Genomic DNA, 25836 nt, shown 5'->3' with positions numbered 1-25836 from the left:
TGAAATACTGAGAACTATTTTCTATATTTTAAGAAAAAATATTCGTATATAACGAACACGTATTCCCAATTTATGTATAAATGAACACTTATTCAATACTAGATAAAAATTCTTGATATTTTTCTTGTAATTGATACTCTGTAAGTTGCTTAAAATGTAAACCATCTGTCGTTTGATGATAATCTAAATGACCATCTTTAGAAATATATTGATTAATATCTAATAAAGCAATTTGATGTTCTGTACAAAAACTCTCTAGCCATCTATTTAATTGATTAATATCACTATTGTTTACATTTTCCCTAAAAAGAGTATAACCAATAGTTGTCACGCTTAATTTTATTTCCTTTGAGTCTAAAATATCAAACAGCCTTTCAAAATTTTTAAAAATAGTGTTAATAGAGTACTTTGTAATCAAATCATTAACACCAATTGATAAAAAAATTTCTTTAACATTATCAGACAAAACTAATTCTATGTTCTCTAGCAAAGTCGCTAAAGTCAAGCCTCCCTGAGAGTAATTAACAAATCCATCTACTTTTAAATCTAATGTTCTAGAGTCTCCTAAAATAACCCTTTGAGCACTAGAATCTACTAATTTTTTAAAACCGTTACGATAAAATGCTTTGTTTTCTTTCTCTCTTCTTTTATAATCAAAGAAAATTTGCCCAATAACATGAGTAAAATCATCTCTTGTGTCAACATCTAGAGAAAATTCTTTATCCATTTTATAAGCGTATGTTTTTGGAGTAAAAAAACTTTTTGACGACAAGTAAGTTTGTTTATCTGAAATATAAATAGCCCCATTTGGATAATACAATGTCTCTAGATTTTGTCTACGATATCCCCTATCAACTCCGATTATATCCTGAGCAAAACCTTCCTCTGATAACGTTGAAAACAGTCTAGGGTGTTTGTCAATCTCAGAAAAGCTAACTACATTATCCACATCATGAGAAGTGTAGTAACTAATAGCTTCTCTAATATGCCAATCCTTTCTTAGGGGAGAGGTCACTTGTAACAATACAAATACTTGTTCATCTTCATAAGGTAATAAAAAGTCCTCCAACATATCATAAGTTGTAGCTGTATCAGTCGCTAAATGCTTATCTCTCAGAATAACTGAAACCCCTCTAGTCTCGCAAATCTCTTTATAAAGTTCTGAATCTGTGCTGACATAGATATCTTCCTTTGCGAAGCAACCTGAATTAATTGCTGCATTTATGGTATGAAATAGCATCGGTTTACCATCTAAAAACAACATATTCTTATTAGGTAACCCTTTTGAACCTGATCGTGCAGGTATCAAACAAATTGGCCTCATCTTCACATCCTCAACTCTATTTTATTTTCCGTGCTGGCGTTCCAACATATGTCCCTGATTCCGTAAGGCTTTTAACCACAACAGCACCTGCACCAAGAACTATTTCATCAGCCAACTCAACTAATTGAATAAGAACACTTCCACTTCCAATATAACAGCCTTGTCCAATGTTACATAGACCATTAATTGTCGCCCTAGGAGTAATATTACAATGTGCCTTAATAATGGTGTGATGTTCTACAATCGCTGATGTATTGATAATACAATTATCCCCAATCACACTATCTGAACCAATAAAGGCTGAAAAGCCAACAAATATACCTTTTCCACTCAGTTGTGCTGTGGGCATAATAGCTGATTGTGGGCTAATAATATTAAACAAGGCATCATAATGTTGTTCTGAAATCAATTCAAAAATTTCTTTCCTTTTTTTATTATCCCCAATCGTTACAAAAACTAAATCAACCTTTCCCTCCTCTAAAAAGGTCACACTATCTGCTAAAGTCCCATAAACCGGAAATCCTCGATAGTTTTCTATCGGTTTATCATCAAAATAGCCGATAAACTGATACTTTTCTTGATTTAAATAAGGTAATACTCCGTCTGAAAAACTTCCTGCTCCTAAAAATGCAACTCTTGTTTTCATTCACATTCCCCCTTTACATCATAGAAATCTTTAGCAGTTGTAATACCATCAATTAGGGCTTTTTTTATTGCCTTATAAGCCAACTGACTAGAGTTCTCCTTTTCATAAGGATTCCAAAATATCTTGATAGTATTTAACTGTTGTAATCCTTTTAGAATAGCATCCTGTTCTACTGGAACATCTATAACAGATGGACCGTGTAGACGCCCTTTTTGCCTATCTCCAATATTCAACGTTGGCTTCTCTAACGAGGGGACTTCGATTAGTCCTGATGAGGAATTGCCAATCAACCCTTTTGAATGACGAATAAGCGAATGATACTGCTGTGTCGTTAATGAACGATAAAGACTACTTCCTTTATGTTTCTTTAAAAAGCGGTTAATCTGTGCCATAATTAAATCTGATCCAGTGTCTGAATTAGAACCGATAAAGATATAGGACTCTTTAAATATTTCAAGTGCAGAGAGTAACGCAATAATTTGAGCTTCCGCATCCTGTTCATCATCTAATGTCACTGGATGAAATAAGACAACATAATAGTCGTTAGGTAATGCTTGCCCCAACTGCTCTTCTAACTCCCCTTTATGAAGTTTCGGAAGTTTTAAAGCGTTTTCTACTCCTAGAGATCCTGTATTAATCACTTTGTCAGGTGACTCACCTAATTGAATAATTCTCTGACGATAGTCTTCCGTCGAAGCTAGGTGTAGATGGCTCATCTTTGTAATGGCATGCCGAATATACTCATCAAAATTTCCTAATGTTTTTTCACCTCCATGTAAATGACATACTGGAATATTATAGATTAAAGCAACATTAGCAACAGCTAACATTTCATAGCGATCTCCCAAAATCACAATCAAATCATAGGAATTTTCAGAAAAATATGAGGATAAAGCCACTTGCAGAGTTGATATTGCCGTTGTCACGGTCTGCTTAGAGGTATCTTTTAAATCTAGAAATATTTTTTTCGCAATCACATAGCCATCATTCTCAATGACACGATAAGTCATGCCGTATTTTTCTTCCATATGCATTGCTGTTGCCACAATATCTAATTGGCATTCAGGATCATTCCACAACTTTTCAATTAACGGTTTCATAATACCATATTCCGCCCGCGATCCTGTTATCAAACAAATATTATACATGTTTACACTTTCCTAATAAGTTTCTAACGTCAAAACGTATCTTTTCCTCTAATAAATAAAATAGTATACCAAAACTTACACAACTAAGAACACTAAATAAGGTCATTGTTAATACTAGATTTCCCAATAACTGATTTAGTTTATTGAATCCAAATGCAAAATAAACCATTTGAACCAGGTAAATATGATAGGTCGCAGATGATACCAATACTAACAACCGCTGCAACCAACCAGCATTAACCTTGATATTACTACTCATGATGAAAATAAACCACACAAATGGATAAAAGAAAGATAAGGTATTTTGGCTTCTCCAATCAGGCTGAGCAAGACTCTCTAATCCTAAATACTCTACACCTAATATATAGCAAGCACTTAATATTCCTAATAAAACCCAACCTTTTGTTAGTCGTATTTGCCTTATTCCATAAAGCATTCCTAATTCAATTGGCAAGACAAAGCGAATCAAGCTAAATCGATAATCTTCATTAGGCATCTGAGTAACATCTCTGAACCACTCTATTAAAAAGCTCATTACTGTAATGATGATAATTCCCCCAACTGGCTGTTTTCTCATTAAAAGTAAAACCATTGGAAGAAGTATAATCATTTCAAAGAGCAAAGGAATGTAGTAGGATCCTGGACCAATCCCTCCTGATAGCAAGAGGTAAAGACTAGCTTGAGGAAGCCGTCCATCTCTAATCGTCAATACTAGCATTTCCAGCACAAAAACCACTATATATGCCCATATAATACGATTTATTCTCTTAAATACATACTGCTTAGAACCTAATGTATCAGCTAATAGTGACTGGCTACTACTATATCGACGGGCAAAACTATAACCTGAAACCATCATAAACAGGGGGCTACTAAATTACTACGCTGTGCTATCGTTAAACAATGAAGCAGTATTACTGATATTATTGCAAAACTTTTAATAACATCAATTCCCCAATCTCTTTTTTTCATCTCTACCATGATGGATTAATCCTCAATTTGATTTACAAAACGATCATCTCGAATATTTTGGTCTTCTTCAAAATCCTCTTGAGCCGTTTTTCCTAGAATGTCATACCAAGCCATAGGTGAAATACCATTTCCTGGTCGTTTGACAGTAATGTTGTCAACCGTAAAAACCTCTCCTTTTTGGATAGGACGCGCCGCAACAATTGATTTACGAGCAACAATCATGTTTTTTTCTTCAACTGGATCAGGATATTTTTCAAAACGTCCAAGAGATTTTTCAACAATTCTTATGCCTTTGACAAGGGCAGCCAAAATGTCAGGAGTCGCACTAGCTTTATGATCCGGACCTTCCATATCGTTATCTAGCGTAAAATGTTTTTCAATGACTTCTGCCCCCATGGCAACCGCTGCAATAGGTACTTCTGAACCAATGCTATGATCTGAATAGCCAATCGTCAACTCAGGAAACGCCTCTTTCAAAGTATGGATAACATTCAAATTCAAGGCTTCATAAGGAGTTGGATATTCTGTTGTACAATGGAGGATAGAAATATCTTGCGTCCCATTAGCCTGTAAAATCTCAACCGCCTGATGAACTTCAGACATAACCGCCATCCCAGTTGATAAAATCACTTTTTTCTTCTGTTGCCCAATTTTTTCCAAGTAAGGTAAATTCGTAATTTCTCCAGATGGAATCTTATAAACAGGCATATCTGTCGATATCAAAAAATCAAGCGATTCCATATCAAAAGGTGTTGAAAAGACATCTACACCTTTTGATAAACAATAATCACGTAGCTCTAAATATTCTTCAAATGACAATTCTAAACGACGCGTCATTTCAAGTTGACTATCTTCTGTTCCAGTTGTTACTTTTTGATAATCTGCCTTCGGGGCATATTTAGAAATGAGCTTATCTGCTTTAAAAGTTTGAAATTTGACTGCATCGACACCACAGTCTACTGCGACATCCACCATTTTCTTCGCTAGTTGAAAATCACCATTGTGATTACAACCAATTTCTGCAATAATATAAACCATTTATTTTTATCCTTTCTTATTGACAATCGTTTGATAAATTACTTTCAAATCTTTTTTAAAATAAATTCCATATGCAATTAAAACTCCAATTCCAAAACTCCAGCGTATCAGTAAACTATTTAAAAAATAATTCATCAGTAGAGCATACCCAATAGCAATCATAGATAGTAAGCTGTACAACTTGACACCTACTTCATTATACTGATAGCGTTTTTTAGAAATTATATGATGAAAAATTAATAGACTCAAATAAGATAATACTGTAGCAAAAGCTGCTCCATAAATTCCCATCTTAGGAATAAAAAAGTAATTAAAAACAACATTAATCACTCCTGCCGCAATCGTACCAATTGGAATCATCTTTGTATTTGCATGGTAAAATTGAATATTTACTGGAAAAGTATAAAGAAAAACAAAGAAATAACTAATAATAATCATTGCTATAAAATCAATACTTTGATTATATTTTTCACCACCCATAATCAAAGCTAAATCAGGAAAAATCGTTAAATAACCTAATGTCAAAAATAGCCCTAGCGCTAAATAACGTAAAGTATAATGTTTAAGCCCTTTGTCTTCCTTTTTCTTAGCTTCAAAAAACCATGGAATCCATGCTAAATTAATACTATTCAAAACAGTTTGGATAATCATTCCCATCGTATAACCAAAGCTATAGATAGCAACCTCCCTAATTGATAACATTCTCCCAAGCATAATTCTATCAAGCTGATTCAAAATTAGATGTCCAAGTTGATGAAAAATCAATGGGAGAGAAATCATTAAAATAAATGAAAGATATCGCTTATCAAAAAATGCTTGTTTTTTCTGCTCGAAATACAATACAGCAATTAACATAAGAATGGTACTTGGAATCATTCCTCCGTAAACACGCGCTAAGAAATCATCCTCCATCACTGTTATAAACCCTAAAGAAATGGTTGTGGTCATAATTGCACTACCTAGAGAAAGCAAAAAATTTGCAATGCTTTCTTGCTTTTGAATGAAGTAGGAACCCAAAAAACCTGAACAATAGCCGTTAAATGTCTGAATTGCCATAAGAGTTATCACCAGACCTGAAAATCCCAAAAGATCTCCGATTACATTTCGTAATAAAATTATAATCATAATCAAAGCAATCGCAAACAAATTGGAAAAATGAAAGGCGCTAACAGCATATCTATCGTATTCTCCTCCATATTTTACTTTAGCTGGCCCCAAAGAACCTGCTACCTGTAAACCAATCACCAGACCTAAAATACTCATATAGGAAGAAAATAAACTAAATTTCCCAAATACTTCTTGAGAAAGCACCCGCGTATATATTGGAAGAGTAATGAAACCAATTGCTTGAACAAATACATTCCCTAATGTATAAAGCACACCAGACGTCATTAATTTTTTTGTATTCATGTCATATCCTTCAAATCAAATAAGACTATTTTTTCTTCTACGCAGTTTAAAAAATCTAAAGCAGTCGAGGAATGTGTAATACCTATATTGAATTTATGCTCACCAAATATGTCTAAAATCTCAATTGGATAAGAATTTGAAAGAATTGTAGCATTAAATTTACTATAATCCGTATAATCTCTAGGATGAACTTTTAAATAGATATGATAATCAGAATATTTTTCTACTATTTTTGAATAAAATTGAATATGTTCTTCATAACTCATTCCCCATTGAACATCTGAATGTAACGGTTGAGTCAATATCAGTACAGATGGCTGTTGTATTTTAATCGGTTCATAATCAAAAAGATTAAAAATTATCTCTTTTTTCGAAACTTCCATCTCCTCAAAAAGCTGCTTTCTTGGAACTTCAATAAACTTATTATAGCGACTATCACGAGGTATTCCAGCTATTGAATTCGCTTCAATATCTATACAATATTTACTATATCCATGTACTTTAGGGATACCCTTTAAAAAAAATCGCCACCAGCTATATTTATGCTGAGATGGATATAAAAAGCAATTATAACCATCTTCCAATAAATGATAATTAATTTTTTTTCTATGTAAATACCACCCAATATGATTAGCATCAATAAACATATATATTTCTTTAACTTTTTCCAATAGCTTATCCATCATATCCAGTTGTTCCTGTTTATATATAGGATAACGACTATATACTAGATTATCTGTGAATACAACTGCTTCTATGCCATCTATTTCATTTAACCTCAAACAAAACTTCTCTGCATCAACAATGCCATCTAGAAGTACAATTTTATTGTATTCTTCCAAATTAATCTTTAGTAACGCCACTATCAAATGATAAACAGTAGAGCACACATATAATTTTTTCATATCATTAATTGCTTCCTTTTAATTTATCAAATAATCTTCTCTTACGTATCTTAAAATGCTTCTTTTTTAATGAATAAATCAATTTTATTTTGTGAAAATTAAAATAATACTTCCTAATTAAGTGAAAATTTTCTGGGGTAATATTTTTATACTCTAGATTTTCAAAAACATTTGGAATAATTTTATACAAAGAGCTATTTGGAGCAATAGTAACTTTCATTTCTCGTTTTTGAAGATGGATGTACATGTACTCACGTTTTTTTAATTGATTGTCTTTCATGAAATATTGGAAAATTTTTCCATTATCATAAACAAAAAGTGTATCTCCATCCCTATCTACATAACCTTCTTTTTTGATATTTATAATACCACCCTTAGCAGGCATCCTGACAACATAAAATTTTGTACCATGAGTATAAATATCAGCACTAAAATTTTCGTTATATACTTTTTTTGAACTCTGTTCATAAATATAGTTAATCCCATGTTCAAAAGCTTCATCAAAATGTTGACTTTCCCAACTATGAAATACTTCATGCCATCGCTTCTTGCCTTTGATTTCTTCAAAAAACATTTTAGTATTTTCATCATTATTTTTAAATAAGGTGCAATGACCTAGAAAAAACAATTTATCATAATCTTTTTCAAGCACCGGTTCAAGATAACGATCCAAATCGCCAAATATCAAATCTGTATCACAATATCCCCAATAATCATACTCCTTTAAATGTTCTTTAAAAATTAGACCGTATGCAGGACGAAAATCACATAGTTTGTATGCTTGTTCTAACCTGGATTCTAATCCTAATTGTGAATTGATTAACTTCTCTATATCGTTTAGGGTAGTATAATGTACCTTTACATTTGATGGATAGCAATACTCTGTCCTATCATCTGTAAAAATTAAAAAATCCACATATTTTTTACCTGCACATGAATTTAAAAATAACTGGAAATAATTTGGAAATTTTCCAAAATGGGGAATAATAAAAATAGCTTTTTTCATATACTTTCCTCATCTCTTATAAATAGCAGCAAAGTTTAAAAGCATTAACCAATAGATTGAACGATACATTTTTTTGTTAAACAGAAATGCCAATAATTGATTATGCTCTCCTCCTTTTACCTTTAGATTAAAATCTATCATATGGTGAAAATCTTTGGTCTGCGCAAGAAAGTTTTCTTTCGAAATATTTACCCCTATTTCATCCAGTGCGAAATTTTTATACAATTTCATAAATGTGTTACTCAGTGCAACATCAGAAGTTAAAAATTCACTAGCAATCCTATAGCAATCTTTCATCTCATCAATTTTACCTCCATAAAATTGTCGAGATAAGGAATTATCTGTTAATTCGACACAATAGGCTACCGTTGGATCAACAACAGCTTCTTTACAGTACTTATAATAAGTATAATTAAATTGTAAATCTTCAGAATAACGCGAGTTTGCATTATAATATAAATTATGTTCACGTTGAATACTTGTTTTGAATAACCTGACCATTGTTGAATTCAGTCGTTCTAAATTCTCATAATTGGAAAATAATAAATTCAATGAATAAATCCCTTTATTTAACCAAAGACTATTTGTGATTAATTTATCGTTCTTATAATGTGTAAAACTATACAATGACAAATCTTTATCCAAATACTGTGACATTACTTTAAAAATCCCTTTGGGCAAATAATCATCACTATCTAAAATCATAAAATGATTGCCAGAAATATAATTTAGAGCAACATTTTTTGTCCTACTTAAGCCCTTATTTTCTTGACTAATATAAACAATATTGGAATATTTCTCTTGGTACGACTGGATAATGTTAGGAGTTTGATCTGTTGAACCATCATTCACAATCACCATTTCATAACTGCAGCCTGTCTGAGCTAAGACACTTTCAATACACTTTGCAATGGTGGCCTCTGCATTGTAAGCAGGAATAATCACACTAATATCTACTACCATCTTCCTCTAATCTTCCTTTTTAATTTAATCATTAGATTTTTTGAACGCAATTTAAAATAATGCAAGTTGAAATTCTTCTTTTTAATATCTCCAAAATTTTCCAATGTAACTTCTGAATATTCCAATTCTTCAAAAGCATTTGGGATAATCTTATAATATTGAGTATCCAAATTAATTTTTATTTCCATCGGTCTAGACTGAAAATGCATATAAAGATACTCTTTTTGATATAGCTGATTATCTTGTAAAAAGTATTCATAAATACTACCGTTTTCATAAACGAATAAATGATTTTTATTTTTGATAATCTCATACTTCTTCAATTCATGATTCCAATGAGTTAGATAGAAATTAGAAGTCTTAGTGTAGGTATTTGCCTCTAGTTCTTCTAGGTATATCTTTTTCCCATATTTTAATAAAATTGTATTGATACTTTCTGAAAACTCCTCGTCTAACGAATAGTTATTCTCAGAATCAGACAATTTATTCACAAATGATTCTTCAGATAGCAATAATCGATTGATTTCTTGAGTATTTTTCACCAGAGAACAATGACCTAAAAAGAAAATTTTATCATATTCTTCCCCTAAAACTGGTTCTATCAACTTATCAAAATTTCCAAAAATAAGATCTGTATCACAGTATCCCCAATAGTCATATTCAGTAATTAGATCTGAAAATAACAAACCATATATAGATTTTAAATCACAAAGCTTATAAGGCCTCTGAATCTGAATAGGTTGTTTTAAAACTTTTTCCGCTCTCTGATTTATCTCCCCTAGTGTAGAATAAATAACTTTTACATTTCTGGGATAAATATATTTGGTCTTATCATCTGTTAAAATCAAAAAATTTGTACTCTGGTTCTTATTACATGAATTTAAAAACAATTGAAAATAATTATTAAATTTACCAAAGTGGGCAATGATAAAAATTCTCTTCTTTTTAACCACCATTTCGTATTTTCCTAACTTGATACATCAACTGAACTAAAAATATTAGTCCAGTTACATTCTTCATTTTGCACATTTGATAAAATAATTTCCAAATCGTTGGTAAATTAGAAAACTCAAAAGTCTTAAATTTTTCTCTATATATACTATTAGACAACAATTTCTCCAGCATTTGTACCTTAAATCTATAGTTTTCTCTAGAGTTAATGATGTTAGCCATTAAAGGAAATAGATTTAAAATCACTCTATTATTCAACGATTCTCTAAATTCACATCCAAGATGATATTCATCAATAATAGCAAACATACTTTCATACAAGCGATGATGACGCTCACTCAATTCCTTATTATAGACAGTTGTTAAACTATTTTCATTATCTTTACGGTAATGATATCTAGTCGCACCGCAGTATGCAACATTTAAAGCTTGATTAAATACTTGAGCATTGTAGTACACATCCTCACTACCAATTAATTTTGTATCCGTAAATTTAATATGCCTAATCTTATCAAATGAGTATAATTTCCCCCAGACTGTATTTAATCTTTCACTTGTTAATGGCTCTTTTAGTTGTATATTTGTCAACCCAAATATTCTTTGGTGAACATATCTATACATCTCCTCATCAGTTACAAAAGTTGGAATAATGCTACATTCTTCTGTTTTATTTCCATAAAATTTAGTAAATGGAAATAAAACAACATCTGCACCAGATGATTTTTGTAACAATATCAACTCCTCTATGCAGTTTGTTTCAATAAAATCATCACCATCTACAAATAAAACAAATTCTCCCGAAACTTTTTCAAGCCCCGAATTCCTAGCCGATGACAGTCCTCCATTTTCTTTTCTTAAATAGTAAAATCTATCATCAATTTGCGAAAAATCCTTAGCAATTTCTATAGAACAATCATCACTACCATCGTCTACTAAAATTACTTCAAAATTTCTATAAGTTTGTGATTGAATACTTTCCAAGCATTTTCTTAAATATTTTCCAACATTGTAAATAGGTACAATTACAGAAACTTTAGACATTTTTTCTCCCTATCAATTTACTAAATATTCTAATATCGCATTCGACTCAATTAAAGGACGAACTAAACTATTAAACCCAGCAATTCCAGTTAACACATACATCATCGTAAACATTGAAATCTGTAAACAAACTAGAATTAATAATATATTAAACGTATTTCTTTTTATTTTATAATCATTCACATCAAATAAATTCGCCATCATAATAAAAACAAATAAGAACAGTAATCTTGGAAATCTAAAGAAAGTTGAATTATAAAATATAAACGGAATAAATAGACTCATCCCTCCCGAAAACCACATCAATAGACGTCTAAGATCAGGATTTATTGAATTTTCTTTGAGTTGAAATTTATATATTTTATATGCAATTCCTACATACAGATAAGTAATTACAACATGGATTCCTAATTTCCAAATACTAGTTTTTAGACTTTCATCTACTAAATATAAATTTAGTTTGCTACTTTCTATAAGAAAAGGGGCTATTCTAAATACTAGAGCAAAGAGAGAAAAAGACAACAGAGAAAAGTAAACAATAAACCTAAAATTAAATTCCTTATTCATCAAATAAATTGGGATTAAAAGTAAAAACATCAGAGCAAAACTTGAATGTAGCGTATAAGATACATAAATGAGTCCAGCAGAATATAGCCACCTTTTATAACTAACTTGATATCTCAAAGCTACTGGTACAATCCATATAGCTATTACCATTGCTAAAAAAAAACGTTTTTGTATAATATTATCAACTAAAGGATAGATATTCCCTAAAGCTATTACAATATTCGGATTTTTTGAATACTTTTTTATAAAAATCACGTAAGAAATCACACCACATGTTAATAAAACCATCAGAAATTCTTCCACTGTAAAAGATAAGCGATAAAACACATGGTTCAATATTTTCCATATTCCATCTCCGTAAAAATCTAATTTGACATTTTCTCTCCCAAAGGCATTAAACATCGCCACATATCCAATATAATCTGCACCTCCACGATTAAAAGCAAATAAAATCCATAGCAATAAGGAGTTCATCACAAATACTATTTTCTCTTTAGGAAATAAAAAACTTAACAACAGTAATGAGATAAAAATCAAATAAAAAATAACCATTTTTTCTCCTCATAAATGACTATAAATTTCTCTCATTTGCTTATTGACACGAACAATATCATATTTTTTAGCCAATTCTATATTGTACCTTCCTATTTTTTCTCTTTTACCTTTATCAAGTAATAATAATATTCCTTTTGCAAATCCTGATATGTCATTCGCATTAAATTTATAACCTGTTTTCCCGTGGTAAGAATAATCATTAATTCCATGGCTATTAGATGTTAACAAGGGAAGACCTGCCGCCATAGCCTCCAATGCTGCTAGTCCTAGCCCTTCTCTCTTTGAAGGGAAGCAGAAAATATCACACTCATTTAAAATTTGAGGTATATCTTTTTGGTAACCAAGTAGGCGAACTTTATTGTCAAGGCCTCTACTTTTTATATATCCTTCAACAGTTGATAATTGATTTCCTTGACCAACTATTAAATAGCTGACGTTCGCTAGCTTACTGGCTTCTAACGCTTTTACAATAGTTATGTGATTTTTATTGATATTTACCTCACCTACAGAAACCAATACTATTTCATCTTTAGGTATATTATAAACTTCCCTAATTTGTAATAACTTCTCATCTTTATCGCACTTCCTAATCTTCTCATATTCTATCCCCACTCCATTGATTTTATACACTCTTCTCGCTTTCAAGAAACGTTCTCCTAAATAATAATCTTCCTGATTAATTGTAATTAAAATATCCGTAAAATAAGAGCACAAATATTCCATTGGGTAATATAATAGCCAGTCTAGCGCACGTCCTCCTTTAAAAAAATGAAAACCATGAGCAGTGTAAACTATAGTCGCTTTAGTTTGTGCAAAAACTAATCTTGCAATAACCCCTCCTATTGGAGTATGACAATGCATAATAGAATAATTATATTGTTTACTTATTTTTTTTAATTCAATAAACAATGCTATATGTTTTGTAAAGCCAAAAGGGTTCCTACTAAAGTCAATATGGAAGAAGACTACATTTTTAGCAACTAATTCTCTCTTTAGTTGCTCCATCCGATTATTAGAAATTGTATTTCCGTTTTCAAAATTTGCAGCAACATGAACAGTATACCCTTGTTCCTGTAGTAAACGAATGTTATGCATATTAAACTGTTCTATCATTGAAGCAACAGTAGCTACAATCAATGCGTACTTTTTCCCCATAATATACCTCCTATTCTCTTTCTGTTAATATGATGGATTCTTCAAAATTTCGAATTTGATATTCAAAACAGTATTCAGACATGCTTTTTTCGTATATAAGATTTCCAAACAATTTATTTACTTGAGAAATAAATCGTAATTTATAAATCATCACATTTATTATAGAAGTTAAAAACGTATGTTTTTTATGGTATCTTCTAATACTAACAACCATTTCTCTAGTAGAAATATATTCACTATTCTGTGGAAAATACACGCCTGAAAGTTCCATATCTACAAGCTGCTTTATAAACTCGGATAAATTATCAATAAAAATCATACTCCTTTGATTATCTATATTAGGAAAAACTAGGGTCCATTTTGATAACTTTGATAGCTTTGAATAATTTCCTTTAGAATCCTTCCCATAAACCATTGGAGGCCTAACAATTGCAACTTGAAACTGTTTGCTGCACAATTCCTTTAATAGATACTCTGCTTCGAGTTTGGATTTCCCATAATGATTTTGAGGTTTTTCTTCCGTTTCTTTTGTAATTATTTTCTCATCACTATCATACACACTCATCGTGCTTAAAAAAATAAATTGTCTTACACCTGATTTTTTAGCAAGTTTAGCAAGCTTATGCGTTAAATCTCTATTAACTTTATAATATATATCTGGATCTATATTTTTTTCATTCTTATGAACAATTCCAGCAACATGAAAAACTGCGTCATAATATGAAAAATCATAATTCATCCAATTTGAATCTAACATATCCAGTGTATCAACTAGATATTGATTTTCAAATTGCGATAGCCATTTTTCAACCGAAGTACCTATATAAGAGTTTGCTCCTGTAATTAACACTTTTTTCATTTATTTTTCCTTCTTTTGCCCAGTTCCACCTTCAACAACACCATCACTTTTAAGCACGCTAATAAAAGTACCAAAGAAACATTTCATATCAAACACAAAACTCATATTTTTAATATACTCACCGTCAAGTTTTGCTTTGACATCAATCTCAAGTTCATCTCTTCCATTGATTTGCGCCCAACCGGTTAATCCAGGCCGAACATCATTGGCTCCATATTTATCACGTTCCTCAATCAGATCATATTGATTCCAAAGAGCAGGTCTTGGTCCAATGATAGACATCTCACCTTTAAAAATATTAAACAATTGAGGTAATTCATCAAGACTTGTTTTACGTAAAAAGCCTCCGACTTTTGTAATCATAGCTGACGGATCTTTCAAAAGATGAGTTGGCATATCTGAAGGTGCATTTACATACATACTCCTAAATTTATAAATTTGGAAATAAGTTTTTCCTTTACCAACTCGTTTTTGTTTAAATAATATTGGACCTTTTGAATCTAATTTAATCGCAATAACAATAATCAATAATATTGGACTCAACACTAGAATAGCCAAACCTGAAATAATGACATCTAACATCCTTTTTATCTTTAAGTACATATTCATCTCCTCATTTTTTACCTTTTTAGAAGTCAGACTCCCCTGACCTCTAAGAAAGTAAAAATAATTTACTTTCTACTCCTGTTTTGCAAATTCAATCAAACGTTCTTTTAACGTCACATTGTCTAGTTGCAATAGATTATCAATAAAACTTTCTACTTCTTCAATTGGTTTTGGTGTAACTTTACCAACAAAAATCTTTTCATGAATTTGTTCGCTCACACGCTCATCTGAAGACAACAACTCTTCATAGAGTTTTTCTCCAGGACGAATGCCAGTCTCTACTATGCCAATTTCTTTTTCAGTGTGTCCACTAAGTTTGATGACTTTTTTAGCCAAGTCAAGGATCTTAACTGGCTCCCCCATGTCAAGAACAAATACTTCACCACCTTTAGCAAGGTAACCTGCTTGAATCACCAAGCGACTTGCCTCGGGTATAGTCATAAAGTACCGTGTCATTCGGAAGTCTGTTACAGTTAAGGGACCTCCTTGGGCAATCTGATCTTTAAAGACCGGAACGACACTGCCACGGCTTCCTAGAACATTACCAAAGCGAACAGCAACAAACTGAGTTTGACCTGCTTCATTTAAGCCAGTAACAATCATCTCTGCAACACGTTTGGTAGCACCCATAACATTTGGTGGGTTAACAGCTTTATCTGTAGACACCATGACAAACTTAGCAACACCAGCAGCCTTAGCTGCTTCAGCAACATTTTTTGTTCCAAAAATATTATTTTTAACTGCCTCACGAGGATTGTATTCCATTAACGGCACATGCTTATGAGCAGCAGCATGATAGACTACATCTGGTCGATAATCAGTCATTAAACTAAAAATCAGGTCTCTATCTTGAATATCGGCAATAATCGGTATAATTTCAAAGGTATCTTTGTACTTGTTTGTAAGTTCTCGATGAATGAGGTAAATCGAGTTTTCTCCATGCCCTAACAATAATAGTCGCTTAGGAGTAAACTGCGATATTTGACGACAAATTTCAGAACCAATTGATCCGCCAGCACCTGTCACAAGAACTGTCTTATCTGAGAAAAATTCACTTAATTGGCTTTGATCAAGCACGACTTCTTTTCGCCCCAAAAGGTCTGCAATATCAATTTCTTTCAATTGATTCGTGTTCACGTGTCCTAAAACTAGCTCCTCTACTAGAGGCATCACATTAACCGGAAGATTTATTTCCTGGCAGATATCTAGAATCGTTTCTTGCTCACTAGCAGTTATTGAGGGAATTGCAATCGTTAATTGATCTACACCTAACTCTTGAACCAGTCTAGGAATATCAAAACGATTACCTAACACTTTAACACCGTGCAAGTAACTTCCTTTTTTATTTAAATCTTTATCTAATATACCAACAATTTCAATATCGGTATCACTATTTTGAACCGTCCGAATAAAAATACTTCCTCCCGAACCGGCTCCGAGTACTAATGTTTTTTTCTTATTAGTTGTTTTATGTGACTTGTCTTTATAACCCCACTCGTAGATAAATCGCCATAATATTCTTGGTGTAATCAACAACGCATAAGATAGTAGGGCGCCTAAAAAAATGAAACGTAGGCTAAAAACATTAAAAACAAAAAAAGCAAGTCCTGTAAACAAGATATAACTAGAGACTACAGAAATCCCTACACTACCTAAACTTTTGTAGTCTGTAAAACGGTTGATAACCGAGAAAACCTTTAAAATATAGGCAATAATCAGATAAAATAACGGCAATAATACAATTGCAATCCTGAAATAATCCCTCGTAATATGCGTGATTACATCTAAAAAACTTTGGCTCAAATACAATGAGAAGATAATCAAAACCGTATCAAGCACCATTAAGATTATTTTTTTATGGTTTCGTGTTAGCATCATCTTTCTCCAAATTCCTTTTCAACACATTGCAAAGCTGCTGCGATGACTTGATGCATATCATAGTAACGGTACTGACCAAGTCTGCCCCCAAAAATGACATTTTTTTGCTGTTCAGCTAACTTTTTATACGCTTTGTAGAGATGATTATTTTCCTCATTATTTACTGGATAATAAGGTTCATCCCCCTTTTCCCAAGTTTTAGAATACTCTTTGGTAATAATGGTTTTATCTTGCGTGCCAAACTCAAAGTGTTTGTGCTCGATGATACGAGTATAAGGTGTCTCTGCATCAGTATAGTTAACCACAGCATTTCCTTGGTAGTTTTCCATATCAAAGGTTTCAGTTTCAAAGCGAAGACTACGGTATTCTAACTCTCCGAGCTCATAATCAAAGAACTGGTCAATCATCCCTGTAAAGACAACTTTAGGGAAATTAGCAAGATACTCTTCCTTTTTAGCAAAGAAATCCACACCTTTTTCAACATCAATATTATCCTGCGCAAGCATTTTTTCCACAATTTGAGTGTAACCACCAATTGGAATCCCTTGATAGGTATCGTTGAAATAGTTATTATCATAGGTTAAACGAACCGGCAAACGACGAATGATGAAAGTAGGAAGCTCTGTTGTTGGTCTGCCCCATTGTTTTTCAGTGTAGTCTTTGATCAACTTCTCATAGATATCTGTACCTACCAATGAGATAGCCTGTTCTTCAAGATTCTCAGGAGTTTTACCATTCAGAACCGCACGTTGTTCCTCAATCTTAGCTTGTGCTTCTGCAGGTGTCACAACGCCCCATAACTTGTTGAAGGTGTTCATGTTAAATGGAAGGTTATAGATTTCACCCTTATAGTTAGCCACTGGGCTATTGGTGTAGCGATTAAATTCTGCAAATTGATTCACATAGTCCCAAACATCTTTGTCAGAGGTGTGGAAGATATGTGCCCCATATTCATGGACTTGGATTCCTTCTACTTCTTTGGTGTAAATATTTCCTGCAATATGATCACGCTTTTCAATGACCTTAACTTTTTTTCCTTTTAAAGCAGCTTCATGTGCAAATACTGCTCCAAAAAGACCTGCACCAACAACCAAATAATCATACATGCCAAAAGAAGAACTTTCTATGGCCACCTCTTCTTTTTCCATTAACATCCAAATACCTTTCTATTTCAGTGCTAGCCATTTTTTGGCATGCACTTCTCCACAATAAGCATATCAATTATAGCACAAATATCCCCTAAATCAAAATTAACATTTGTTAACATCAATTCTATTGTATATTATAGACATTTTGATAAGATTTGTTGAATATTTTAATCTGTTATCCTAATTTGTCATTAATAAAATATTTTTTTTATTAATGACAATCACTCTTTTATTGATTAAATATTCATATTTTTTCTAATACATCTTAATGGCAGAAAATATTTTTTAGACACAAGATTATTATATTATCCACAATTAAACCAACTCTGTCAACACATTCCATTAACTTCTTATACTTAACCAAATTCAAAAATTACTTTTTGTTTCTTTCTTAAAAGTGTGGATGCTCAATAAGAGAGGTCCGGATAATTTTACCCCAACCTTCCTATTGACTATTCTTTTTAACGACATGATCCTTGATAATTTGATAGAGACTTGCTGCTAAAGGTACTGCTACTAGCATTCCTGGTATACCTGCCAAAGCACCACCCAATGTAATAGCGACTAAGACCCACATACCCGGAAGTCCGATTGAGCCTCCGACCACACGTGGATAGATGAGATTACCTTCAAATTGTTGTAAGACCACTAGAAAAACAACAAACCATAGGGCTTGAGAAATGGACTGGGTCGCTAGCAAAATAAATCCAATTACCAAGCCGATATAAGCCCCCACAACTGGGATAATTGCTGTAAAGGCTACAAGCACTCCCACCGTTGCAGCATAGGGAAATCCAAAGATTTTCATTCCCAAAGCTGTTAGACTTCCTAAAATCATAGCTTCAAGGGTCTGGCTCACCAAAAATCCGTGGAAACGATTATCTAAAATCTTAACAACGTAGCGCACCTTACTCGCGTATTTACCAAGATAGGTATCCGTTAAAAGTCCTACTTGTCTGATCAAGGTTTCCTTATTTCCTAAAACATAGAGGGAGAAAATAAGGCTAACAAAGACATTTAGAAGTGTCGAGGCAATAGAAGAAACAGACGATAAAATCCCTGTCAAAACAGTCAAGACCTGTTTCAAAATTTGTTGACTATAAGAACTAATCGTCGTCGCTAAATCCGTATCCTCTCCCAAATAGTTAAGAAGTTTAGCAACGTACTTATTGTCATTTAAGTCATTAATCCATTGGTTAATACCAGAGGTATCAATCGTTAACAACGATTTGATACTTGAAATCAAATCTGGCAAGACAATCGAGAAAATCCAGACAATAATCACAACAAAGGTCAGGTAAGCCAAGACGAGTGATAAACCTCTCTTAGCACCTTCTGCCCGTTTACCTGATAAAAACAGACCAAACAGACGCTCATAAGCCGACATCACGATATTGACAATATAAGCAATGGCAGCCCCAATCAAAAAGGGTTGACCAGCTGTCCAAACCGTCCCGACCAAACGAGCCCCTGTACTCCAGTAAGCCTGCACCATGTAGCAGAGAATAAAGGCTACAACAATATAATAAACGTGTTTTTTTTCAAAATTCATAGACTGATTATACCATACTTTAGTTCAAATAAGGGCGCAAGGCCTCTGCTAGACGCTCATAGGCTGTCTGACTGAGGTGGAGACCATCCGTCGTGTACTCATTTGCCAGCTGACCATCACCATCCAAAAGCAAAGTGTAAAGGTCAATAACATCCACTCCTGGCAAAGTTTCCAGACTAGCATTAAGCGACTGAATGTCTTTATTTTTGCGGATTTTAACAGTTTTGGAAAAAGCTGGCGCTTCATTCACTGGAAGAACGGATAAGAGATAAGTCTCTGATTTCGGACTTAACAGGCGAAGCTGGCTGAGCAGCTCTGCTATTTTTCCAACCGTATCAGCCACCGAATACCCCATTCCCAAATCATTGACACCAATCGTGAGAAAAATTTTGCTTGGAGAAAGCGCTAAAACTTGCTCCTCAAGATGGTCTAACAACCAGTTCGTATCCGTTCCTGCAATCCCACGATTTAAGATGGACCATTCTCTTCCGAGATATTTTTTCAAAGGAAAAAACTCTGTTATCGAATCTCCGACAAAAACAATACTGCCAGCAGTTGCCGTTTGATTTTCCAAGCGAAACTGGTCCAAACGCTTTTGGTGATAGGCTGATAAGCCTGGGGTAATGACATCAATTTCAGACATTTACATCTCCTTTAAGACATTTTCTAAGACTTGTAGAACACCATCTTCTGTATGAGAAGGTGCCAAAAAATTCGCTACTGCTTTGACAGCGTCTGTGGCATTTGCCATGGCATAAGAATATTCAAACCTCTCTAGCATCTCAAGGTCATTAGGACTGTCTCCAAAAACCATGACTTCCGCAGGTGATAACTGCCATTCTGTCATGAGATAATCAAGTCCAACTGCCTTATGAACCGTTTTGGGTAAAATATCCAGCCAATTAAAGCCCGTTTCAACCACACGAAAAGAGGTTCCTATTAGGTAATTTTCAATTTCAGCGAAATTTTGTTCAAAGTTATCTTCAAATTGTATGCTAATACGGTAAAGTGGAACCTGTGAAGCCTGATGCAGATGAGATAGCTCTTCAATAGACGTGAAAAATTGTGACAGGAATGCTTTTTGTTCTGTTGGCAAGGTCTCTAAGACATAGGTTACCTCTCCAGCAGACAGAAAATGCTGCGCATTTGGAAATCTCTCCTCTAGAAATCTTAACAAGGGTTCTTGCTCTTCCTTGTCCATAAAAAGCGAAAAGACCTCTCTTCCTTTATGAACCAACTGTGCTCCATTTTCCGCAATAAAGGTCAATTGATTAGCGTGTTTTGGAAAGAGGTCTCTCAGTCGCTTCATGTTATTACCTGTAGCGATGACAAGAGGAATCTCACGCTTTTTCAGTTCTTCGAACACTGCCTCAAAGCGCTGTTCATTATAAGAATTGTGACCACTTAGAAAGGTACCATCCATGTCTGTCGCAATTAGTTTTATCATACAAGACTACTTTTTTTACTCTAGGGGTAAGGGAGCAACGGAACAACTTGGTCGGATTGCAAGCAATCTCGTGGTCAAGCTAGTTCCCTTACTAACTACACAACTAATACTCATTCAAATTCAAAATTAGATTTTTATAACCTCTATTTTGATGGGTTAGTGAAAGTAAGGGGGTAAACCGTTTCTTTCACCACAGTGGACAGTTCCCATAATATCTACTTTGTCATCTTGGACACTGTAGCTGTATAAGTAGAAAGCGATAATTCTCAACTCTCCTAGTAGCTAAAGCTATAAATCCACAGTTTTGTTGGAGTGCCAGCCGCATGAGAAGACTTTAGAGAAAAGAAAATATTTTTGTCTCCATCTAATTTTGATTTTTATAGAGTATAAATCTGTCGTTTTTAGTTGTTCCATGTCGCATCTTTTAAAACAACTAAAAGGACGATTAACTCCGCAAATGATTTTTAAATCATCGGAATTGTTCACCCTTTTAGTTTATATATACTTTTAATTGTCATGTAAATATGCTACACACGACATGTTAAGCCTCTTCAGACTTATTTTCCCCTATTTCTTTGTCGCAATCTGTTTTACCATATAAAATTTCATTTCTTACATTTCTCATTATCAATTACTTTAATGGTGATGAAAGCAAAATATCCTAGAATAGAAAATGCAACAATAAATAGTAACTCAATCATTATTAAATATGTCCCTTGTAAAAACTTTTTCTTTATGAGGGATTAATTCAGGCGTCATTCGGTTCGCAATCACCAAATCAACGGCATCAACAAAATCTTCTAAACTATCTTTGCTACTTTTATTACGTATTTGATAATCTTTTTCTAATAACCTAACTAAGTTGTAAGTACTAGATTCTCTATCATTATCAGAATCCTTTTTCATTGCGTAATTATACACACCTATTATCTTAGATTTGTCCTGTTTTAATATTTTATCAATTTTCTCTTTTAACAAACTAGGTCTAATGACTTGATTTTCATGTAAAATATTTGATATTAAATCACTATTAGTCTCTAGCCAAGTTTGGTGAGTATCTTTAGGTAAACAGTAACCGCCAAAACCAAACGAAGGATTATTATAATAATTCCCTATACGATTATCATAGGAAATTCCCTCAATAACATCTTTTGAATTTAGGTTTTCTTTTATAGCATAGTTATCTATAATATTGAAAAAAGCAACTCTCATAGCTAAATACGTATTAGAAAATAACTTAACAGTTTCAGACTCTTTTGTACCCATCATTAAAATAGGTACATCATTTTCAATAACAGTTTGATATAAGTGAACTACTTTTTCTCCTATCTCTTTGTTGTTTGTGCCAACAATCAATCTACTTGGATTCAATAAATCATTAACCGCTTGTCCTTCTCTTAAAAATTCAGGACTAAATACAATATTCTCTCTATTTAATGTAGATGTAAATCCAATTGGAATAGTAGATTTAATAATAATCGGAATATCAGTCTGTAATTCTTCTACCACATTTTCTACAATACTCGTATCTAGTCCCTTTTCAGTGTAGTTAGTAGGCACACAAATAAAAATATAGTCTATATTATCTAACTCAATTTTATTTGTATAATGAATATTTGTAGTTGTTTGTAATATATCCTCTATTTCTATTTCTTTTATAGGAGAAATTTTATTTTTTAATAACTCGAGTTTTTCAAGATTATTATCCACTAACGTCACTTTATGCTTACTTGAAAAGACACAGGCGTGAGATAAGCCTACATATCCTGCTCCTAGTATTAAAATATTACTCATTATCTTCCTCCTTCTCTTCGATATGCACTTCCGTTAGTTTCTCCCTTGTTCCCCATTTTGCATCTCGTATTGTAAGCAAAGCATACATTCTAATCGGCTGTAGCAAAAATAAGTGTAACATTGCATACAAAGGAGATATTAAGAATAAAAATGGATGCTTTATTGCATAATGTATATTACGAGCAAAAGCTGAAAGTATCACACCTGCTATCAAAACAAATACACTATGTAGACCTCTCTCAAATGAAAATATGAAAACGAACATTGAAAATGTCAACATAAAAAATAAAACTATCTCTAACAATGACCAAAATGCAACTATTGGTCTTTTATTTATCATTTTGACTGCAATAATGCTTTCTCTAAAAAATGATTTATTCCAGCGAATTTGTTGTCTTAAAAATTGATTTATATTATTAGGCACATCTGTTGTTGCTCTTGCTGTTGTTTGATATTTAGTTTTCCCTAGTCTATTAGCAAAATTTGTCAAACATCTATCATCACCTATATTTACCGGTACACCTAAAAATTTTTGATTCGTATAATGCTCTAAATTAGGTATGACTACTTCTCTTCGGTAGCAAGATAGAGGACCAGAGCACGTCAAAATATTTCCGGTATATGACTGCGCTGCTCTTTCTACTCTAAACGCATTATCATATCTTATGTCTATTAGGCGTGTTAATAAATTTTCATCTCGATTTCTTGCGTTAACATGACCAGTAACTGCAAATACTTTTTCATCATTAAATGCCTTCAACAATTCTTCTAATGCATTTGGATAAACATACGTATCAGAATCTACTGTGAAAAATACATCAGCATTAGAACGTTCAAAGGCATATGCCTGTGCGTGTCGTTTTCCTTTATTTTGTTCTGCTAAATGAATGATTACATTTTTATATTTTTCTTTATTGTTATTTACGTATGCCATCAATTCCAGCATACCACTTTTATCTGGACTTCCGTCGTCAATAAAGTAAATTTCTTCTACTGGATAGGTTTGATTTGCAATACTTTCCAAGGTGTTGATTAGTCCATTACCTGCTTCATTATAACTCGGAATGACACACGCTACTTTATAATCCTTTTTTACAGTGCCTTTATATTCTTTATAGGTAAAAGAAAACAACATTTTACTAAATAGATAGATCATCAAAAATATGCCATAAGCATTTAAAACATTATCATCTAATTGCCATAAAAAGAAAAATAAAATTGAAAATAGAATAAAATTAATGAAAAGTATAATCTTATTGTCCATACTAACCTACTCCTTTGATATATAATTATCTGATTCATAATAGATAGATTTACATAGCTAGCAAATAAATACAACAATTAATTATATATATATATATAATATTTGTCAAGTAATATGCAGGACAAACGCATGAAGAAAATCATTGGTAATTTCCCAAAGTAATTTCCACTTTAGCTTTCGAAGTGGAAATTAGTCTAAAACGGATTTTTATGGTGGAATTAAGTCTGAGACGTTTGTGTTAGAAATGAGTCCTTACTATGACAAAATATAAACACCTTACCCTCTCAGACCGCAATGACATCCAACTTGGCTTAGAACGTGGAGAAACCTTCAAAGCCATTGGACAAACTATCCTAAAAGATCCTACTACCGTTTCCAAAGAGGTCAAACGTAACAGACAGGTCAGAACCTCTACCAGTGATGGGCTTCCTTGCCCTCTCATTGATAAATCCCCATTTGTCTGTAACGGATGTCCTAAGAGAAGACAAAATTGTGGCTACAAGAAAATCTTCTACCTCGCTAAACAGGCTCAAAAACAATACGAACAAACCCTCGTTGAGGCTCGAGAAGGAACACCTCTCAACTCTCAAACGTTCTGGGATATGGATAAAGTCATTTCTGATGGTGTGAAAAAGGGACAACACATCTATCACATCCTTAAAACGCATAACCTTGATGTCAGTTCCTCAACCGTCTATCGACACATCCGTAAAGGATACCTTTCTATCGCTCCTATTGATCTGGCTAGAGCTGTAAAATTCAAAGAAAGGCGCAAATCTATCCTGCCTTCTATCCCTAAAGAAGCTAAAAAAGGGCGTTCTTATGAGGACTTCCAAAACTACCTGACACATAGACAACTGACCTCTTGGCTTGAAATGGACACCGTTATTGGACGGGTTGGCGGAAAAGTATTACTCACCTTCAATTTGTCTTTCTGTAACTTTATCTTCGCTAGACTTCTGGACAATAAAACCGCTCTTGAGGTCGCTAAACACTTCTATGTCATCAAGAACACACTTTATGAGGCTGATAGAAATTTCTTCGATGTTTTCCCTATCATTCTTACAGATAATGGCGGAGAATTTGCCAGAGTTGATGACATCGAGATGGATATCAGAGGTGAGATTAAACTATTCTTTTGTGACCCTAATCGCTCTGACCAGAAAGGAAAAATTGAGAAAAATCACTCCCTTATTCGCGATATTCTACCAAAGGGAACTTCTTTTGATAACTTAACTCAGGACGATATCAACCTAGTCTGTTCTCATGTCAATAGCGTGAAACGCGCTGCTTTGAATGGGAAATCAGCTTATGAGCTCTTTACCTTTACCTATGACGAAGAACTGGCTAAACTTCTTGGCATTTCCTTAATTCCCGCAGAAGACGTCTGTCAGTCCCCAAAATTACTCCAACATAAATTCTAAAAACTAATCTAAATATAAGCCACTCAAACGTCTCACACTAACTTCCACCATAACGGAACTTAATCTGAAACGCTTTCAGATGAGGGGATTTTGTGTACCCTTTTTTCACCTAAATTCGCCTAAAAATGCAATAAAATCAACCATTATAAAAACCAGTGGAACTTACCCTGACACGGATTTCCA

The 25836-nt window shown here is 33.1% G+C and carries 23 protein-coding genes; 1 reads left to right on the top strand and 22 read right to left on the bottom strand.

Annotated features, from left to right (window positions below; genetic code table 11):
• Window positions 1-88: 88 nt before the first annotated feature.
• The 22 genes from AB6M99_RS03180 to AB6M99_RS03075 all read right to left on the bottom strand — a co-directional run bounded on the left by AB6M99_RS03180 (window position 89) and on the right by AB6M99_RS03075 (window position 24229).
• Window positions 89-1324: a GDSL-type esterase/lipase family protein gene (locus AB6M99_RS03180; RefSeq protein WP_369351087.1), complete on the bottom strand. Its 1236-nt coding sequence runs from the start codon at window positions 1322-1324 to the stop codon at window positions 89-91.
• A 16-nt stretch (window positions 1325-1340) separates the two neighbouring features.
• Window positions 1341-1970: an acetyltransferase gene (locus AB6M99_RS03175; protein WP_121835978.1), complete on the bottom strand. Its 630-nt coding sequence runs from the start codon at window positions 1968-1970 to the stop codon at window positions 1341-1343.
• Window positions 1967-3118: a UDP-N-acetylglucosamine 2-epimerase gene (gene neuC, locus AB6M99_RS03170; protein ID WP_121835979.1), complete on the bottom strand. Its 1152-nt coding sequence runs from the start codon at window positions 3116-3118 to the stop codon at window positions 1967-1969. Before neuC ends, AB6M99_RS03175 begins: the two co-directional genes overlap by 4 nt.
• The gene (locus AB6M99_RS03165) at window positions 3111-3983 is read right to left on the bottom strand and encodes an acyltransferase family protein (protein WP_369351194.1); all 873 of its coding nucleotides are present in this window, start codon (window positions 3981-3983) and stop codon (window positions 3111-3113) included. The genes neuC and AB6M99_RS03165 overlap by 8 nt, the downstream gene beginning before the upstream one ends.
• Window positions 3984-4105: 122 nt before the next feature.
• A complete protein-coding gene (gene neuB, locus AB6M99_RS03160; RefSeq protein WP_121835981.1) occupies window positions 4106-5128 on the bottom strand; it encodes an N-acetylneuraminate synthase in 1023 nt (340 codons plus the stop codon).
• Window positions 5129-5134: 6 nt separating this feature from the next.
• A complete protein-coding gene (locus AB6M99_RS03155) occupies window positions 5135-6538 on the bottom strand; it encodes an oligosaccharide flippase family protein (RefSeq protein WP_369351085.1) in 1404 nt (467 codons plus the stop codon).
• The gene (locus AB6M99_RS03150; RefSeq protein ID WP_121835983.1) at window positions 6535-7443 is read right to left on the bottom strand and encodes a glycosyltransferase family 52; all 909 of its coding nucleotides are present in this window, start codon (window positions 7441-7443) and stop codon (window positions 6535-6537) included. Before AB6M99_RS03150 ends, AB6M99_RS03155 begins: the two co-directional genes overlap by 4 nt.
• Before the next feature lie 4 nt (window positions 7444-7447).
• Complete coding sequence (locus tag AB6M99_RS03145) at window positions 7448-8449, bottom strand: DUF6625 family protein (protein ID WP_369351084.1); 1002 nt, start codon at window positions 8447-8449, stop codon at window positions 7448-7450.
• Window positions 8450-8458: 9 nt separating this feature from the next.
• A complete protein-coding gene (locus AB6M99_RS03140; protein WP_121835985.1) occupies window positions 8459-9412 on the bottom strand; it encodes a glycosyltransferase family 2 protein in 954 nt (317 codons plus the stop codon).
• Window positions 9406-10368: a DUF6625 family protein gene (locus AB6M99_RS03135; protein ID WP_369351083.1), complete on the bottom strand. Its 963-nt coding sequence runs from the start codon at window positions 10366-10368 to the stop codon at window positions 9406-9408. The genes AB6M99_RS03140 and AB6M99_RS03135 overlap by 7 nt, the downstream gene beginning before the upstream one ends.
• Window positions 10358-11404, bottom strand: coding sequence for a glycosyltransferase family 2 protein (locus AB6M99_RS03130; protein WP_121835987.1), 1047 nt, complete (start codon window positions 11402-11404; stop codon window positions 10358-10360). Before AB6M99_RS03130 ends, AB6M99_RS03135 begins: the two co-directional genes overlap by 11 nt.
• A gap of 12 nt (window positions 11405-11416) precedes the next feature.
• Window positions 11417-12523, bottom strand: coding sequence for an EpsG family protein (locus AB6M99_RS03125; protein ID WP_369351082.1), 1107 nt, complete (start codon window positions 12521-12523; stop codon window positions 11417-11419).
• A 9-nt stretch (window positions 12524-12532) separates the two neighbouring features.
• The gene (locus AB6M99_RS03120; RefSeq protein ID WP_369351081.1) at window positions 12533-13681 is read right to left on the bottom strand and encodes a glycosyltransferase; all 1149 of its coding nucleotides are present in this window, start codon (window positions 13679-13681) and stop codon (window positions 12533-12535) included.
• A gap of 10 nt (window positions 13682-13691) precedes the next feature.
• Complete coding sequence (locus tag AB6M99_RS03115) at window positions 13692-14540, bottom strand: NAD-dependent epimerase/dehydratase family protein (protein ID WP_121835990.1); 849 nt, start codon at window positions 14538-14540, stop codon at window positions 13692-13694.
• On the bottom strand, window positions 14541-15143 hold the full coding sequence (locus tag AB6M99_RS03110) for a sugar transferase (protein WP_121835991.1): 603 nt from the start codon (window positions 15141-15143) through the stop codon (window positions 14541-14543).
• Window positions 15144-15218: 75 nt separating this feature from the next.
• Window positions 15219-17024 carry a nucleoside-diphosphate sugar epimerase/dehydratase gene (locus AB6M99_RS03105; protein ID WP_121835992.1) on the bottom strand — a complete coding sequence of 602 codons (1806 nt, stop codon included), beginning with the start codon at window positions 17022-17024 and terminating at the stop codon, window positions 15219-15221.
• Window positions 17021-18130 (bottom strand): UDP-galactopyranose mutase, encoded by a 1110-nt coding sequence (gene glf, locus AB6M99_RS03100; RefSeq protein ID WP_121835999.1) that lies wholly within the window; start codon window positions 18128-18130, stop codon window positions 17021-17023. The genes AB6M99_RS03105 and glf overlap by 4 nt, the downstream gene beginning before the upstream one ends.
• 487 nt (window positions 18131-18617) lie before the next feature.
• Window positions 18618-19724, bottom strand: coding sequence for an AI-2E family transporter (locus AB6M99_RS03095; RefSeq protein ID WP_121835993.1), 1107 nt, complete (start codon window positions 19722-19724; stop codon window positions 18618-18620).
• A gap of 19 nt (window positions 19725-19743) precedes the next feature.
• A complete protein-coding gene (locus tag AB6M99_RS03090) occupies window positions 19744-20367 on the bottom strand; it encodes an SGNH/GDSL hydrolase family protein (RefSeq protein WP_121835994.1) in 624 nt (207 codons plus the stop codon).
• The gene (locus AB6M99_RS03085) at window positions 20368-21171 is read right to left on the bottom strand and encodes a Cof-type HAD-IIB family hydrolase (protein ID WP_369351254.1); all 804 of its coding nucleotides are present in this window, start codon (window positions 21169-21171) and stop codon (window positions 20368-20370) included. It abuts the gene before it with no gap.
• Between the two features lie 693 nt (window positions 21172-21864).
• A complete protein-coding gene (locus AB6M99_RS03080) occupies window positions 21865-22965 on the bottom strand; it encodes a nucleotide sugar dehydrogenase (RefSeq protein WP_121835996.1) in 1101 nt (366 codons plus the stop codon).
• Window positions 22958-24229, bottom strand: a complete 1272-nt coding sequence (locus AB6M99_RS03075; RefSeq protein WP_121835997.1) for a glycosyltransferase — start codon at window positions 24227-24229, stop codon at window positions 22958-22960. The genes AB6M99_RS03080 and AB6M99_RS03075 overlap by 8 nt, the downstream gene beginning before the upstream one ends.
• A 257-nt stretch (window positions 24230-24486) precedes the next feature.
• Here AB6M99_RS03075 and AB6M99_RS03070 point away from each other — a divergent pair, with 257 nt between their 5' ends.
• Window positions 24487-25653, top strand: coding sequence for an IS30 family transposase (locus AB6M99_RS03070; protein WP_369350352.1), 1167 nt, complete (start codon window positions 24487-24489; stop codon window positions 25651-25653).
• Window positions 25654-25836: the final 183 nt, after the last annotated feature.

This window comes from Streptococcus hillyeri, assembly GCF_041081565.1.
Taxonomy (GTDB): Bacteria; Bacillota; Bacilli; order Lactobacillales; family Streptococcaceae; genus Streptococcus; species Streptococcus hillyeri.
The sequence above is the reverse complement of the archived record's forward strand: the minus strand, read 5'-3'. Positions and strand labels throughout refer to the sequence as shown.

What these genes read in the sequence shown, in the direction of transcription:
- AB6M99_RS03180 (WP_369351087.1), bottom strand. Translation starts at nt 1,324, where the DNA reads ATGAGGCCAATTTGTTTGATACCTGCACGATCAGGTTCAAAAGGGTTA.
- AB6M99_RS03175 (WP_121835978.1), bottom strand. Translation starts at nt 1,970, where the DNA reads ATGAAAACAAGAGTTGCATTTTTAGGAGCAGGAAGTTTTTCAGACGGA.
- neuC (WP_121835979.1), bottom strand. Translation starts at nt 3,118, where the DNA reads ATGTATAATATTTGTTTGATAACAGGATCGCGGGCGGAATATGGTATT.
- neuB (WP_121835981.1), bottom strand. Translation starts at nt 5,128, where the DNA reads ATGGTTTATATTATTGCAGAAATTGGTTGTAATCACAATGGTGATTTT.
- AB6M99_RS03155 (WP_369351085.1), bottom strand. Translation starts at nt 6,538, where the DNA reads ATGAATACAAAAAAATTAATGACGTCTGGTGTGCTTTATACATTAGGG.
- AB6M99_RS03150 (WP_121835983.1), bottom strand. Translation starts at nt 7,443, where the DNA reads ATGAAAAAATTATATGTGTGCTCTACTGTTTATCATTTGATAGTGGCG.
- AB6M99_RS03145 (WP_369351084.1), bottom strand. Translation starts at nt 8,449, where the DNA reads ATGAAAAAAGCTATTTTTATTATTCCCCATTTTGGAAAATTTCCAAAT.
- AB6M99_RS03140 (WP_121835985.1), bottom strand. Translation starts at nt 9,412, where the DNA reads ATGGTAGTAGATATTAGTGTGATTATTCCTGCTTACAATGCAGAGGCC.
- AB6M99_RS03135 (WP_369351083.1), bottom strand. Translation starts at nt 10,368, where the DNA reads ATGGTGGTTAAAAAGAAGAGAATTTTTATCATTGCCCACTTTGGTAAA.
- AB6M99_RS03130 (WP_121835987.1), bottom strand. Translation starts at nt 11,404, where the DNA reads ATGTCTAAAGTTTCTGTAATTGTACCTATTTACAATGTTGGAAAATAT.
- AB6M99_RS03125 (WP_369351082.1), bottom strand. Translation starts at nt 12,523, where the DNA reads ATGGTTATTTTTTATTTGATTTTTATCTCATTACTGTTGTTAAGTTTT.
- AB6M99_RS03120 (WP_369351081.1), bottom strand. Translation starts at nt 13,681, where the DNA reads ATGGGGAAAAAGTACGCATTGATTGTAGCTACTGTTGCTTCAATGATA.
- AB6M99_RS03115 (WP_121835990.1), bottom strand. Translation starts at nt 14,540, where the DNA reads ATGAAAAAAGTGTTAATTACAGGAGCAAACTCTTATATAGGTACTTCG.
- AB6M99_RS03110 (WP_121835991.1), bottom strand. Translation starts at nt 15,143, where the DNA reads ATGTACTTAAAGATAAAAAGGATGTTAGATGTCATTATTTCAGGTTTG.
- AB6M99_RS03105 (WP_121835992.1), bottom strand. Translation starts at nt 17,024, where the DNA reads ATGATGCTAACACGAAACCATAAAAAAATAATCTTAATGGTGCTTGAT.
- glf (WP_121835999.1), bottom strand. Translation starts at nt 18,130, where the DNA reads ATGTATGATTATTTGGTTGTTGGTGCAGGTCTTTTTGGAGCAGTATTT.
- AB6M99_RS03095 (WP_121835993.1), bottom strand. Translation starts at nt 19,724, where the DNA reads ATGAATTTTGAAAAAAAACACGTTTATTATATTGTTGTAGCCTTTATT.
- AB6M99_RS03090 (WP_121835994.1), bottom strand. Translation starts at nt 20,367, where the DNA reads ATGTCTGAAATTGATGTCATTACCCCAGGCTTATCAGCCTATCACCAA.
- AB6M99_RS03085 (WP_369351254.1), bottom strand. Translation starts at nt 21,171, where the DNA reads ATGATAAAACTAATTGCGACAGACATGGATGGTACCTTTCTAAGTGGT.
- AB6M99_RS03080 (WP_121835996.1), bottom strand. Translation starts at nt 22,965, where the DNA reads ATGAGTAATATTTTAATACTAGGAGCAGGATATGTAGGCTTATCTCAC.
- AB6M99_RS03075 (WP_121835997.1), bottom strand. Translation starts at nt 24,229, where the DNA reads ATGGACAATAAGATTATACTTTTCATTAATTTTATTCTATTTTCAATT.
- AB6M99_RS03070 (WP_369350352.1), top strand. Translation starts at nt 24,487, where the DNA reads ATGACAAAATATAAACACCTTACCCTCTCAGACCGCAATGACATCCAA.